This is a genomic window from Pseudomonas emilianonis, from assembly GCF_023072625.1.
In the GTDB taxonomy this organism is placed as follows: domain Bacteria; phylum Pseudomonadota; class Gammaproteobacteria; order Pseudomonadales; family Pseudomonadaceae; genus Aquipseudomonas; species Aquipseudomonas paraveronii.
The window spans coordinates 1-13453 of record NZ_JAKNRV010000130.1 but is presented as its reverse complement, the minus strand read 5'-3'; the positions used below and the strand labels follow the sequence as shown (position 1 = coordinate 13453).

The 13453-nt window shown below is 62.4% G+C and carries 10 protein-coding genes and 1 pseudogene; 5 read left to right on the top strand and 6 right to left on the bottom strand.

Annotated features, from left to right (window positions below):
* The 4 genes from L9Z73_RS14900 to hemE all read left to right on the top strand — a co-directional run.
* A partial coding sequence (locus tag L9Z73_RS14900; protein WP_247402224.1) for an SPOR domain-containing protein occupies positions 1–384 on the top strand: 384 nt, incomplete at its 5' end.
* Between the two features lie 351 nt (positions 385–735).
* A complete protein-coding gene (gene gltB, locus L9Z73_RS14895; protein WP_247402221.1) occupies positions 736–5181 on the top strand; it encodes a glutamate synthase large subunit in 4446 nt (1481 codons plus the stop codon).
* A 32-nt stretch (positions 5182–5213) separates the two neighbouring features.
* Positions 5214–6632: an FAD-dependent oxidoreductase gene (locus tag L9Z73_RS14890; protein ID WP_247402217.1), complete on the top strand. Its 1419-nt coding sequence runs from the start codon at positions 5214–5216 to the stop codon at positions 6630–6632.
* A gap of 242 nt (positions 6633–6874) precedes the next feature.
* The gene (gene hemE, locus L9Z73_RS14885; protein WP_247402214.1) at positions 6875–7942 is read left to right on the top strand and encodes a uroporphyrinogen decarboxylase; all 1068 of its coding nucleotides are present in this window, start codon (positions 6875–6877) and stop codon (positions 7940–7942) included.
* A gap of 48 nt (positions 7943–7990) precedes the next feature.
* Here the strand turns inward: hemE and L9Z73_RS14880 are convergent, their stop codons facing one another.
* Complete coding sequence (locus tag L9Z73_RS14880) at positions 7991–9211, bottom strand: MFS transporter (protein ID WP_282598637.1); 1221 nt, start codon at positions 9209–9211, stop codon at positions 7991–7993.
* 172 nt (positions 9212–9383) lie between these two features.
* Here L9Z73_RS14880 and L9Z73_RS14875 point away from each other — a divergent pair, with 172 nt between their 5' ends.
* Positions 9384–10298, top strand: coding sequence for a LysR family transcriptional regulator (locus L9Z73_RS14875; protein ID WP_247402209.1), 915 nt, complete (start codon positions 9384–9386; stop codon positions 10296–10298).
* 202 nt (positions 10299–10500) lie between these two features.
* Here L9Z73_RS14875 and L9Z73_RS14870 read toward each other — a convergent pair whose 3' ends face one another.
* The 5 genes and pseudogenes from L9Z73_RS14870 to L9Z73_RS14850 all read right to left on the bottom strand — a co-directional run.
* A complete protein-coding gene (locus tag L9Z73_RS14870; protein ID WP_247402207.1) occupies positions 10501–10896 on the bottom strand; it encodes a hypothetical protein in 396 nt (131 codons plus the stop codon).
* A gap of 26 nt (positions 10897–10922) precedes the next feature.
* Positions 10923–12149, bottom strand: coding sequence for a beta-ketoacyl-ACP synthase (locus L9Z73_RS14865; protein WP_247402204.1), 1227 nt, complete (start codon positions 12147–12149; stop codon positions 10923–10925).
* A complete protein-coding gene (gene fabG / locus L9Z73_RS14860; RefSeq protein WP_247402202.1) occupies positions 12149–12877 on the bottom strand; it encodes a 3-oxoacyl-ACP reductase FabG in 729 nt (242 codons plus the stop codon). Before fabG ends, L9Z73_RS14865 begins: the two co-directional genes overlap by 1 nt.
* Positions 12874–13335 carry a hotdog family protein gene (locus L9Z73_RS14855; protein ID WP_247402200.1) on the bottom strand — a complete coding sequence of 154 codons (462 nt, stop codon included), beginning with the start codon at positions 13333–13335 and terminating at the stop codon, positions 12874–12876. Before L9Z73_RS14855 ends, fabG begins: the two co-directional genes overlap by 4 nt.
* Positions 13332–13453: pseudogene (locus L9Z73_RS14850) on the bottom strand (beta-ketoacyl-[acyl-carrier-protein] synthase II); the annotation flags it as partial. The gene L9Z73_RS14855 and the pseudogene L9Z73_RS14850, both read right to left, overlap by 4 nt.

Genomic DNA, 13453 nt, shown 5'->3' with positions numbered 1-13453 from the left:
AAGCCGGCGCCGGTCACCAAGCCGGTCGCGCCAGCACCAGCACCTGTCGCCAAGCCGGTTGAAAAACCCGTGGCCGTCGCCAAGGCCGGCGCCGCCGGCAGTAGCTGGTACACCAGCCAGCCTAGCGGCAACTTCGTGGTGCAGATCCTCGGCACCAGCTCCGAAGCCAACGCCCAAGCCTTCGTCAAAGAGCAGGGCGGCGAGTACCGTTATTTCAAGAAAGTGCTCAACGGCAAGCCTCTTTACGTGATCACTTACGGCAGCTTCTCAAGCCGTGCTGCCGCCGATACCGCTATCAAAGCCTTGCCAGCGAAGGTTCAGGCTGGTAAACCTTGGCCTCGCACTGTTGCCAGCGTTCAACAAGAACTGGCAGCAACTCGCTGAAGATCCGGCGGCCTTACCCAGGCCGCCCTCCCGGCACCTCAAAAAAAAACGCAAGTGCGTGCAGCCCTAGGGGCCGCGCGCGTTGTGGTGTCTGCGTCACAGTGGCTTTTGAGTCGTAGCGGTCAAAGTTAAAAAAGTTTTGACTAGCACAGCATATCGCTTTAAACCTTTCATAAATGCGACATAGATTTGCGACATCTCGTCGCTAAATTTGTGAGCGTCTGTGTCGGTGTGTACAATGACCTCCCTTTTGCCCCTGCAAAGCCGACGAACGTTCGGCGTGGAAGGTAACTGGTTGAATTGAAAAGAAATTTGCCTCGATATAAGAGGCAGCCTGGTGAGAAAGCGTCTATGAAAGCAGGTCTGTACCAACCCGATGAATTCAAGGATAACTGCGGTTTCGGCCTGATTGCCCATATGCAGGGCGAGCCCAGTCATACCCTTTTGCAAACGGCCATCGAGGCCCTGACCTGCATGACCCACCGTGGTGGGATCAACGCCGACGGCAAGACCGGTGACGGGTGTGGCTTGCTCATTCAAAAGCCCGACCTGTTCCTGCGCGCTGTCGCCAAAGAACATTTCGCGGCCGATCTGCCCAAGCAGTACGCCGTGGGCATGGTGTTCTTCAACCAGGACCCGGTCAAAGCCGAAGCCGCTCGCGAGAACATGAACCGCGAAATCCTCGCGGCCGGCCTGCAACTCGTCGGCTGGCGCAAAGTGCCGATCGACACCAGCGTGCTCGGCCGCCTGGCCTTGGAGCGCCTGCCGCAGATCGAACAAGTGTTCATCGCGGGCGACGGCCTGAGCGACCAGGACATGGCGATCAAGCTGTTCACATCGCGTCGTCGCTCGTCTGTGTCCAATGCCGCTGACACCGACCACTACATCTGCAGCTTTTCGCACAAGACCATCATTTATAAAGGCCTGATGATGCCGGCGGACTTGACCGCCTTCTATCCGGACCTGAGCGATGAGCGCCTGCAAACCGCAATCTGCGTGTTCCACCAGCGCTTCTCCACCAACACCCTGCCGAAATGGCCGCTGGCCCAGCCATTCCGCTTCCTCGCCCACAACGGCGAGATCAACACCATCACCGGCAACCGCAACTGGGCTGTGGCCCGTCGCACCAAGTTCGCCAACGATTTGATGGACCTGGAAGAACTCGGCCCGCTGGTCAACCGCGTCGGCTCCGACTCCTCCAGCATGGACAACATGCTCGAACTGATGGTCACCGGCGGCATCGACCTGTTCCGTGGCGTGCGCATGATCATTCCGCCTGCGTGGCAGAACGTCGAGACCATGGACCCCGATCTGCGGGCGTTCTATGAGTACAACTCGATGCACATGGAGCCGTGGGACGGCCCGGCCGGCGTGGTCATGACCGACGGCCGCTACGCGGTGTGCCTGCTCGACCGTAACGGTCTGCGCCCGGCGCGTTGGGTGACCACCACCAACGGTTTCATCACCCTGGCGTCGGAAATCGGCGTGTGGAACTACCAGCCGCAAGACGTGATCGCCAAAGGCCGCGTCGGCCCTGGCCAGATCCTCGCCGTGGACACCGAAACCGGGCAGATCCTCGACACCGATGCGATCGACAACCGCTTGAAGTCGCGTCACCCGTACAAGCAATGGCTGCGCAAGAACGCCCTGCGCATCCAGGCAACCATGGAAGACAACGACCACGGTTCGGCGTTCTACGACATCGACCAGCTCAAGCAGTACATGAAGATGTACCAGGTCACGTTCGAAGAGCGCGACCAGGTGCTGCGTCCGCTCGGCGAGCAAGGTTACGAGGCGGTCGGCTCGATGGGCGACGACACGCCGATGGCCGTGCTGTCCCAGCGCGTGCGCACGCCATACGACTACTTCCGCCAGCAGTTCGCCCAGGTGACCAACCCACCGATCGACCCGCTACGTGAAGCCATCGTGATGTCCCTGGAAGTGTGCCTCGGTGCCGAGCGCAACATCTTCCAGGAATCGCCTGAGCACGCCTCCCGCGTGATCCTCAGCTCGCCGGTCATTTCCCCGGCCAAGTGGCGCTCGCTGATGACCCTGGAGCGTCCAGGCTTCGACCGTCAGATCATCGACCTGAACTACGACGAGAGCCTCGGCCTTGAAGCCGCGGTGCGCAATGTCGCGGACCAGGCCGAAGAAGCCGTGCGCGCCGGGCGTACCCAGATCGTGCTGACCGACCGTCACATTGCACCGGGCAAGCTGCCGATCCACGCCTCCCTGGCCACCGGTGCGGTCCATCACCGCCTGACCGAAAAAGGCCTGCGCTGCGACTCCAACATCCTCGTGGAAACCGCCACCGCCCGCGACCCGCACCATTTCGCGGTGCTGATCGGTTTCGGCGCTTCGGCGGTGTACCCGTTCCTCGCCTACGAAGTGCTCGGTGATCTGATCCGTACCGGTGAAGTCCTGGGTGACCTCTATGAGGTGTTCAAGAACTACCGCAAAGGCATCACCAAGGGCCTGCTGAAGATCCTGTCGAAGATGGGCATCTCCACCGTCACTTCCTACCGTGGCGCGCAGTTGTTCGAGGCCATTGGTCTGTCGGAAGAAGTCTGCGACCTGAGCTTCCGTGGCGTACCGAGTCGCATCAAGGGTGCGCGTTTCGTCGACATCGAAGCCGAACAGAAAGCCCTGGCAGCCGAAGCCTGGAGCGCGCGCAAGCCGATCCAGCAAGGCGGCCTGCTCAAGTTCGTACACGGTGGCGAATATCACGCCTACAACCCGGACGTGGTCAGCACCCTGCAAGCCGCCGTGCAGCAGGGCGACTACGCCAAGTTCAAGGAATATACCGCGCTGGTGGATAACCGCCCGGTGTCGATGATCCGCGACATGTTCAAGGTGAAAACCCTGGATACGCCGCTGGACATCAGCGAAATCGAACCGCTGGAATCAGTCCTCAAGCGCTTTGACTCCGCCGGTATTTCCCTGGGCGCCTTGTCGCCCGAGGCCCACGAAGCCCTGGCCGAAGCCATGAACCGCCTGGGTGCGCGTTCCAACTCCGGCGAAGGCGGCGAAGACCCGGCGCGCTACGGCACCATCAAGAGCTCGAAAATCAAGCAAGTGGCGACTGGCCGTTTCGGTGTAACCCCGGAATACCTGGTCAACGCCGAAGTGCTGCAGATCAAAGTCGCTCAGGGTGCCAAACCCGGTGAGGGCGGCCAACTGCCGGGCGGCAAGGTCAACGGTCTGATCGCCAAGCTGCGTTATGCGGTACCGGGCGTGACCCTGATTTCGCCGCCGCCGCACCACGACATCTACTCGATCGAAGACTTGTCGCAGCTGATTTTCGACCTTAAGCAAGTCAACCCGCAGGCTCTGGTCTCGGTGAAACTGGTCGCGGAAGCCGGCGTGGGCACCATCGCCGCCGGTGTGGCCAAGGCCTATGCCGACCTGATCACCATCTCCGGCTACGACGGCGGCACCGGCGCTTCGCCGCTGACCTCGATCAAGTACGCTGGCGCACCGTGGGAGCTCGGCCTGGCCGAGACGCACCAGACCCTGCGCGGCAACGACCTGCGCGGCAAAGTCCGCGTGCAGACCGACGGCGGCCTGAAAACCGGCCTCGACGTAATCAAGGCCGCCATCCTCGGCGCCGAAAGTTTCGGCTTCGGCACCGCGCCGATGATCGCCCTGGGCTGCAAATACCTGCGCATCTGCCACCTGAACAACTGCGCCACTGGCGTCGCCACTCAGAACGAGAAGCTGCGCAAGGATCACTACATCGGCACCGTCGACATGGTGGTGAATTTCTTCACCTACGTCGCCGAAGAAACCCGTGAGTGGCTGGCCAGGCTGGGCGTGCGCTCCCTCGAAGAGCTGATCGGCCGCACCGATCTGCTGGACATTCTCGAAGGCCAGACCGCCAAGCAACAACACCTGGACCTGACGCCGCTGTTGGGCAGCGATCACATCCCGGCAGACAAGCCACAATTCTGCCAGGTGGAGCGCAACCCACCGTTCGACAAAGGCCTGCTGGCCGAGAAGATGGTCGAGATGGCCGCTTCGTCGATCAACGACGCCAGCGGTGGCGAATTCAGCATGGACATTTGCAACTGCGACCGCTCCATCGGCGCACGCATCTCCGGCGAAATCGCGCGCAAGCACGGCAACCAAGGCATGGCCAAGGCGCCGATCACCTTCCGCTTCACCGGCACCGCGGGCCAGAGCTTCGGCGTGTGGAACGCCGGCGGCCTGCACATGTACCTTGAAGGTGACGCCAACGACTACGTGGGCAAGGGCATGACCGGCGGCAAGCTGGTGATCGTTCCGCCTAAAGGCAGCGTCTACAAGACCCAGGACAGTGCCATCATCGGCAACACCTGCTTGTACGGCGCCACGGGCGGCAAGCTGTTCGCCGCCGGTACGGCCGGTGAGCGTTTCGCCGTGCGTAACTCCGGCGCCCACACCGTGGTGGAAGGCACTGGCGATCACTGCTGCGAGTACATGACCGGGGGCTTTGTCGCGGTACTGGGCAAGACCGGTTACAACTTCGGTTCGGGCATGACCGGCGGTTTCGCCTACGTGCTGGACCAGGACAACACCTTCGTCGACCGGGTCAACCACGAGTTGGTCGAGATCCAGCGGATCAGCGGCGAAGCGATGGAATCCCACCGTAACCACTTGCAGCACGTGCTGGACGAGTACGTCGAGGAAACCGGCAGCGAATGGGGTCGTAACCTCGCCGAGAACCTTGATGATTACCTGCGTCGTTTCTGGCTGGTCAAGCCCAAGGCTGCCAACCTGAAATCGTTGCTTTCCAGCATCCGTGCCAACCCGCAGTGATATGCGCCTGAAGAGTTTGATGAGGTTTTAACATGGCTGAACGTCTGAATAACGACTTCCAGTTCATCGATGTCGGGCGCAAAGATCCGAAGAAGAAACTGTTGCGTCAACGCAAGAAAGAGTTCGTGGAAATCTACGAACCCTTCAAACCCCAGCACTCGGCCGACCAGGCCCACCGCTGCCTGGGGTGCGGTAACCCGTATTGCGAATGGAAGTGCCCGGTGCACAACTTCATTCCCAACTGGCTGAAACTGGTGGCCGAGGGCAACATCCTCGCCGCCGCCGAGCTGTCGCACCAGACCAACACCCTGCCGGAAGTCTGCGGCCGGGTGTGCCCGCAGGACCGTCTGTGCGAGGGTGCCTGCACCCTCAACGACGGCTTCGGCGCGGTGACCATCGGTTCGGTGGAGAAGTACATCACCGACACCGCCTTCGCCATGGGCTGGCGCCCGGACATGTCCAAGGTCAAGCCGAACGGCAAGCGCGTCGCGATCATCGGCGCGGGCCCGGCGGGCCTGGGCTGTGCCGACGTGCTGGTACGTGGCGGCGTGACCCCGGTGGTGTTCGACAAGAACCCGGAAATCGGCGGCCTGCTGACCTTCGGTATCCCCGAGTTCAAGCTGGAAAAAACCGTACTGAGCCACCGGCGTGAAGTGTTCACCGGCATGGGCATCGAGTTCCGCCTGAACACCGAAGTCGGCAAAGACGTGACCATGGAGCAACTGCTCGAAGAATACGATGCCGTATTCATGGGCATGGGCACCTACACCTACATGAAAGGCGGCTTTGCCGGTGAAGACCTGCCGGGTGTGCACGACGCGCTCGACTTCCTGATCGCCAACGTCAACCGCAACCTGGGCTTTGAAAAGTCGCCGGAAGACTTCGTCGACATGAAAGGCAAGAAGGTCGTAGTGCTGGGCGGTGGCGACACCGCGATGGACTGCAACCGCACCTCGATCCGCCAGGGCGCCAAGTCGGTGACCTGTGCGTATCGTCGTGACGAAGCGAACATGCCGGGCTCGCGCAAAGAGGTGAAGAACGCCAAGGAAGAAGGCGTGAAATTCCTCTACAACCGCCAGCCGATTGCGATTGTCGGTGAAGACCGCGTCGAAGGCGTGAAGGTGGTCGAGACCCGTCTCGGCGAACCGGACGCCCGTGGCCGTCGCAGCCCCGAGCCGATCCCGGGTTCCGAAGAGATCATCCCGGCCGACGCCGTGGTCATCGCCTTCGGCTTTCGCCCAAGCCCGGCGCCGTGGTTCGAGCAGTTCCAGATCCAGACCGACAGCCAGGGCCGCGTCGTCGCCCCGGAACAAGGCCAGTACAAGCACCAGACCAGCAACCCGAAAATCTTCGCCGGTGGCGACATGGTGCGCGGCTCCGACCTGGTAGTAACGGCGATCTTCGAAGGCCGCAATGCCGCCGAAGGCATCCTGGACTACCTGCAGGTCTAACCCCGATCCCGAGTTGAAATGGGATCAAAATGTGGGAGGGGGCTTGCCCCCGATAGCGGTGTATCAGTCTCAGTATCTGTAACTGAACCACCGCAATCGGGGGCAAGCCCCCTCCCACATTTGGTGTTGATGTGCCCAAGAGATTGTCGTAAATCAACCCGATAGATAAAAGGCACGGCTCATCCCGTGCCTTTTGCGTCGCGCTCTGAGAAAATGCCCGTACTTTTTTTGCGGATGCCGACATGACTGCCCTCAAGAACGACCGTTTCCTTCGTGCCCTGCTCAAGCAGCCCGTTGACGTCACCCCTGTGTGGATGATGCGTCAAGCCGGTCGCTACCTGCCGGAATACCGCGCCAGCCGCGCCCAGGCAGGTGACTTCATGAGCCTGTGCATGAACCCGGAGTTCGCCTGCGAAGTCACGATGCAGCCGTTGGACCGCTACCCGGAACTGGATGCGGCCATCCTCTTCTCCGATATCCTCACCATTCCTGACGCCATGGGCCAAGGCCTGTACTTCGAGACCGGCGAAGGCCCGCGTTTCAAGAAAGTCATCAGCACCCTGGCCGACATCGAAGCGCTGCCGATCCCGGACCCGCACAAAGACCTCGGTTACGTGATGGATGCCGTCAGCACCATCCGCCGCGAGCTCAATGGCCGCGTGCCGCTGATCGGCTTCTCCGGCAGCCCCTGGACCCTGGCCACCTACATGGTCGAAGGCGGCTCGTCGAAAGACTTCCGCAAGACCAAGGCCATGCTCTACGACACCCCACAGGCCATGCACTTGCTGCTGGACAAGCTGGCGCAGTCGGTCACCTCTTACCTCAACGGCCAGATCATGGCCGGCGCGCAAGCGGTGCAGATCTTCGACACCTGGGGCGGCAACCTGTCGTCGGCGGCGTACCAGGAGTTCTCCCTGGCCTACATGCGCAAGATCGTCAGCGGCCTGATCCGTGAACACGAAGGCCGTAAAGTGCCGGTGATCCTGTTCACCAAGGGCGGCGGCCTGTGGCTGGAAAGCATCGCCGATGTCGGCGCGGATGCCCTGGGCCTGGACTGGACCTGCGACATCGGCGAAGCCCGCCGCCGCGTCGGCAACCAGGTCGCGCTGCAAGGCAACATGGACCCGACCGTGCTGTACGCCAAGCCTGAAGCCATCTGCACCGAAGTCGGGCGCATCCTGGCCAGCTACGGCAAGGGCAGCGGGCATGTGTTCAACCTGGGTCACGGCATTACGCCGGAAGTGAACCCGGAACATGCCGGTGCGTTCCTGCGTGCGGTGCATGAGTTGTCGGCGCAGTATCACGAGTGATCGGCGCCGAATAAAAAACGCCCGGCTTATGCCGGGCGTTTTTGTTTGTCAGGCCGTTTGCAGCGGCGCCAGTTTCGCCAGCTTCAGCGCCACCAGCAACGCGCCGATCAACAGTGCGACGATAAACCCACCAATCCCATTCCACCCGGCGAAGTGCCAGAAGAACCCACCCGCAGTGCCGGCAACGCTCGACCCGACGTAGTAGCAGAACAGGTACAACGACGACGCTTGCCCCTTGGCCTTCACCGCGCGGCGGCCGATCCAGCTGCTGGCCACCGAGTGGGCGCCGAAGAAGCCGAACGTGAACACCAGCATGCCGGGGATCACCAGCCACAGCGGGGTGAACAGGGTCAGGGCGATGCCGGCAAGCATCGACACGATGGTCGCCCACAGCACGCGGCGGCGGCCGAGGCGGTCGGCCAGGGAGCCGATTTTCGCCGAGCTGTAGATGCCCGAGAGGTACACCAGCGACAGCAGGCCGACCACGGCCTGGCTCAGGTCATACGGGTCGGCCAGCAAGCGGTAGCCGATGTAGTTGAACATCGTCACGAACGCGCCCATCAGCAGGAAGGCCTCGAGGAACAGCCACGGCAGGCCCGCGTCCTTGAAGTGCATGACAAAGCCGTCCACCAGGCTGCGCGGCTTGAGGCTACTGGCGCGGAAGTTGCGCGATTCGGGGAGGATTTTCCAGAACACTGTTGCGGCGATCAGGGCCAGGGCACCGATGATCAGCATTGCCGTGTGCCAACTGACGAAGTCGATCAACACGCCGATGATCAGCCGCCCGCTCATGCCGCCGATGGCGTTGCCGCCGATGTACAGGCCCATGGCGAGGCCGATGTGCTGGGGATGGATCTCTTCGCTCAGGTAGGTCATCGCCACGGCGGCCAGGCCACTCAGCGACAGCCCCACCAGCGCGCGCATCAGCAGAATCCCTTCCCAACTCGGCATCAGGCCGCTGGCGATGGTGGCCAGCGCGGCGCAGAACAACGCGGCGACCATCACCGGCTTGCGCCCCAGCGTGTCGGAAATCGGCCCGGTGATCAGCAGGCCCAGGGCGAGCATCGCCGTGGACACCGACAGCACCAGGCTGCTTTGCGCCGCATTGATGGAAAACTCGTGGGACAACGCCGGCATCATCGGCTGCACGCAATACAGCAGGGCAAACGTCGCGAAACCGCCGGAGAACAGTGCCAGCACGGTGCGCATGAACATCGGCGTGCCTTTTTCGATGTACGCGTCATTGAGCTGCGCTACGACCTCATCCAGGGCGGTCGGCGGGACTTCTTGAGCGAATGGAGCGACAGCAGATTTCACGGGGACCTCGGGGAGCAAAAGCCTGCCAGGACCGGCAATACAAAAAAGAATATAGCTGCCTAATGATTCTTTCCAATATATTGTTCGACCTGTTTGATAGCTTTTACGACCTAATGGGATTGCTATGGAATTACGTCACCTGCGGTACTTCATCGCCGTCGCCGAAGAACTGCATTTTGGCCGGGCGGCGCAGGTCCTCGGCATCTCGCAACCGCCTCTGAGCCAGCAGATCCAGGCGCTGGAGCACGAGGTGGGCGCGCGCTTGTTCGAGCGCACCAACCGTCGGGTCGAGCTGAGCGAAGCCGGGCGGTTGTTCCTGCACGAGGCGCGACTGGTGCTGGCGCAAGTCGATAAGGCCGCGGATGTGGCACGCCGGGCACAGTTGGGTGAGCTGGGCGAACTGAAGATCGGTTTCACGTCGTCGGCGCCGTTCAATTCGAGCATCCCCCAGGCGATCTTTGCGTTTCGTCAGGCGTTCCCGGCGGTCCACCTGAACTTGCAGGAAATGAGCAGCGCTGTGGTGGCCGAGTCGCTGGTGGATGAGTCGATCCAGGTCGGCTTGATGCGCCCGCTGCCGTTGCCGGATTCGCTGAGTGTGGTGGAGTTGATGCGCGAACCCTTGGTGGCGGTGCTCAACGCCGGTCATCCCTTGGTGCAAGGCAGCGAGGGCGGTTTGCACCTGGCGCAATTGGCAGACGAACCGTTCGTGTTTTTCCCGCGCAGCTACGGCAGCGGCCTCTACGCGCAACTGCTCAACCTCGCCCGCGACGCTGGCTTCAGCCCGCACTTTGCTCAGGAAGCCAGGGAGGCGATGACCATCATCGGGTTGGTGGCGGCGGGGTTGGGCGTGTCGGTGCTGCCGGCGTCTTACCAGCGCATCCGCATCGATGGCGTGGTCTATCGCACCTTGCTCGATCAGGAGGCGGTGACGGCGGTGTGGCTGGTGCAGCGCAAGGACGTGCAAACGCCGATGGCGAAGGCGTTTGTGGAGTTGTTGAGGCGTAAGGCGGCGGTTCGCAGCGCGCTTGGGTTGCGGTGAGTTTAGCGACAGATGAGCGGCGATTTGCCGGCAATTGCAGAGGGGAGGTTTTCAGGCATACTGCCCGAGTTCCCGAAAGGGGCTTGTGAGACTCTGAGGATCCTGGGCAACCAGCAATCGCAGAGCCAGGCAGGAAGCGGCGATGACAAGCCAACCTGTTTGTGAAGAGGGCGCCGAAAGGCGCCCTTTGTCGTTTCCGGGTCTACTGCATTCCAGCCGAACGCAACCCCGCCATGATGTCCCGATCCAGCATGCTCACCCAACGGTTGTAGTTGCGATGGATCTTGCCGTCCTTGTAGCCCAGGTCGCGGCTGTCGCGGTAGGTGATGGCGTAGCTGTTGCGGGTGTAGCGGATGTCGATGGCGGCATAGTACTGGTTGCGCACGGTGATCTCGGCCTGCACCAGTTGCGGGCTCTGGCGGAGCACGATCCATTCGCGTTTTTGCAGGGCGGCGACGATCGCCTGTTTGACTTTTTCTTCGCTGACCTGGGCACTCGCCGGCAGGTCGTGCTGGGTGTTGAGCACCGGTTTGCTGGTGCAACCGGCGCTGGTCAGCAGGGCCAGGGTGATCAGGGTGGCGCGTAGCAAGGAAGACATTCCGTTTTCTCCAGTCGATTAAAAAGTCAGGACCAGCGGCGGAAGATCAACGAGGTGTTGACGCCGCCAAAGGCAAAATTGTTATTCATCACGTAGTCGTGGTGCATCTCGCGAAACTCACCTTGCAGGTAATCCAGCTCGCCACACTGTGGGTCGACTGAATCCAGGTTGAAGGTGTGGACGTACTGGTCGCGGTTCATCATCTCGATGCTGAACCACGACTCCAGCGCCCCGCATGCGCCCAGGGTGTGTCCGAGGAAGCTCTTCTGCGAGCTGATGGGCATGCGGCTGCCGAACAGGCTGTGGGTGGCCAGCGTCTCGGCGATGTCGCCCTGGTCGGTGGCGGTGCCGTGGCCGTTCACGTAACCGATCGCTGCAGGTTCAAGCCCGGCGTCTTCCAGGGCCAGTTCCATGGCGCGGCGCATGGTTTTCTGTTCCGGGCGCGTGGTGTGCTGGCCGTCGGCGTTGCTGCCGAAACCGACAATTTCGGCGTGGATATGCGCGCCACGGGCGAGGGCGTGTTGCAGTTCTTCGAGCACCAGCATGCCGCCACCTTCGCCGATCACCAGGCCGTCGCGGCCGCTGTCGTAGGGGCGTGGGCTGGTCTGTGGCGCGTCGTTCTTCAGGCTGGTGGCGTAGAGTGCGTCGAACACCATGGCTTCGGTGGGGCACAGCTCTTCGGCGCCGCCGGCGAGCATCAGCGGCAGGCGCCCGAACTTGATCGCCTCGTAGGCATAGCCGATGCCCTGGCTGCCGCTGGTGCAGGCGCTGGACGTGGGGATCAAGCGCCCGGTGAGGCCGAAGAAGATGCTGATATTCGCCGCCGTGGTATGGGGCATCATGCGCACATAGGAGTTGGCGTTCAGCCCCTCGGCCACCGAGTTGAGCAGCATGTTGCCGAAGGCCTTGATCTCGTCGGTGCTGCCGGTGGACGAGCCGCAGGCCACGCCCATGCGCCCGTCCTTGATCGACTCGTCGCCGAGCAAGCCGGCGTCTTTTAACGCCTGCTCCGCCGCCCACACCGCCAGGCGCGATACGCGGCCCATGCTGCGCAGTTGTTTGCGCGTCCAGTGCGCGGGCACGACGAAATCATCGATCGGCCCGGCCAGGCGCGTGTTCAATTCGCTAAAGCGGTCCCACTCGTCCATGCGCCGGATGCCGCTGCGGTTGGCGCGAAAGTTGGCGGCGATGGTGTCCCAGTCGCTGCCCAGGGAGGTCATACCGGCCATGCCGGTTACTACCACGCGCTTCATCAGCACAGACCTCCGTTCACGGCCAAGACCTGGCGCGTGATGTAGCCCGCTTCGGCGGACATCAGGAAATTCACCGCGCCGGCGACTTCTTCCGGCGTGCCCATGCGCTGCGCCGGGATCATCTTCATCAGCTCTTCCACCGGTACGTTTTCATCGAGCATCGCGGTGTCGATCAAGCCCGGTGCGACGCAGTTGACGGTGATCTTGCGCTTGCCCAACTCGATGGCCAGAGCCTTGGCCGCGCCGATCAGGCCGGCCTTGGAGGCGCTGTAGTTGACCTGGCCGCGATTGCCGATCAGCCCGGACACCGAGGTGATACACACGATACGCCCGGCTGCGCGCCGACGGATCATCGGCATCATCACCGGGTGCAGCACGTTGTAGAAACCGTCGAGGTTGGTGCGCATCACCACGTCCCAGTCGTCTTCCGACAAGGCCGGAAACGCGCCGTCGCGGGTCAGGCCTGCGTTGAGCACCACGCCATAATACGCGCCATGTTGCTCCACGTCGGCTTCGAGGATTGCCTTGCAGTCGGCACGCTCGGAAACGTCGAATTGCAGCACCCGCGCCTTGCGGCCCAGGGCCTCGATCTCGACCTGCACCGCGTCGGCTTCTGCTCGACCGCTGCGGCAATGCAGCACGATGTCGTGCCCGGCCTGGGCCAGGCGCAGGGCAATGGCGCGGCCGATGCCACGGCTGGAGCCGGTGACCAGTACGGATTCAGTCATGGCGTTTCGTCCTTCGATTCATCTAAATAGGTGGCCGCCTGGGGCGGTCTAAATACGTTCAAGCGGGCGCTGGCGTGGATGCCGTCGCCGGTGAGGTGGCATTCGAACACACCCATGCCGTTGTCGTCTTCCAGGGAACGCAGGCCGTGGATGGTCAGCTCGGTACCGGCCGGGAAGTGCTCGACGTTGCACTCGAACTTACGTGTGCCCAACAGGAAGCCCAGTTCCACCGCCTGGCCGTTCTGGCGCGCGCGGCAACCGGCGTAGGCCGCGACGCTTTGCGCCATCAGCTCGATACCGACCCAGGCCGGCAGGCTGCCGTCCGGGCGATTGAACAAGCCACCGGGCTTGACGGTGAGGCGGGTGTGAATCTGCTCTTCATCGAACGACAGCACCTGGTCAATCAGGATCATGTCGCCCGCATGGGGCAGCAGTGTGGCGAGTGGCCAATCGATCATGGGGCCTCTCCGATAATCAGGCTGACGTTGTTGCCGCCGAACGCAAACGAGTTGCTCATCAGGCAGCGTTTTTCCAGGACGGCGCCGCTGCGTGCCCACTGCAAGGCGGGCAGCGCCG

Excerpts from the sequence above, each read along its gene's own strand:
- fabG (WP_247402202.1), bottom strand. The coding sequence starts at position 12,877 with ATGACTGAATCCGTACTGGTCACCGGCTCCAGCCGTGGCATCGGCCGC.
- hemE (WP_247402214.1), top strand. The coding sequence starts at position 6,875 with ATGACTGCCCTCAAGAACGACCGTTTCCTTCGTGCCCTGCTCAAGCAG.
- L9Z73_RS14865 (WP_247402204.1), bottom strand. The coding sequence starts at position 12,149 with ATGAAGCGCGTGGTAGTAACCGGCATGGCCGGTATGACCTCCCTGGGC.
- L9Z73_RS14870 (WP_247402207.1), bottom strand. The coding sequence starts at position 10,896 with ATGTCTTCCTTGCTACGCGCCACCCTGATCACCCTGGCCCTGCTGACC.
- L9Z73_RS14890 (WP_247402217.1), top strand. The coding sequence starts at position 5,214 with ATGGCTGAACGTCTGAATAACGACTTCCAGTTCATCGATGTCGGGCGC.
- gltB (WP_247402221.1), top strand. The coding sequence starts at position 736 with ATGAAAGCAGGTCTGTACCAACCCGATGAATTCAAGGATAACTGCGGT.
- L9Z73_RS14875 (WP_247402209.1), top strand. The coding sequence starts at position 9,384 with ATGGAATTACGTCACCTGCGGTACTTCATCGCCGTCGCCGAAGAACTG.
- L9Z73_RS14855 (WP_247402200.1), bottom strand. The coding sequence starts at position 13,335 with ATGATCGATTGGCCACTCGCCACACTGCTGCCCCATGCGGGCGACATG.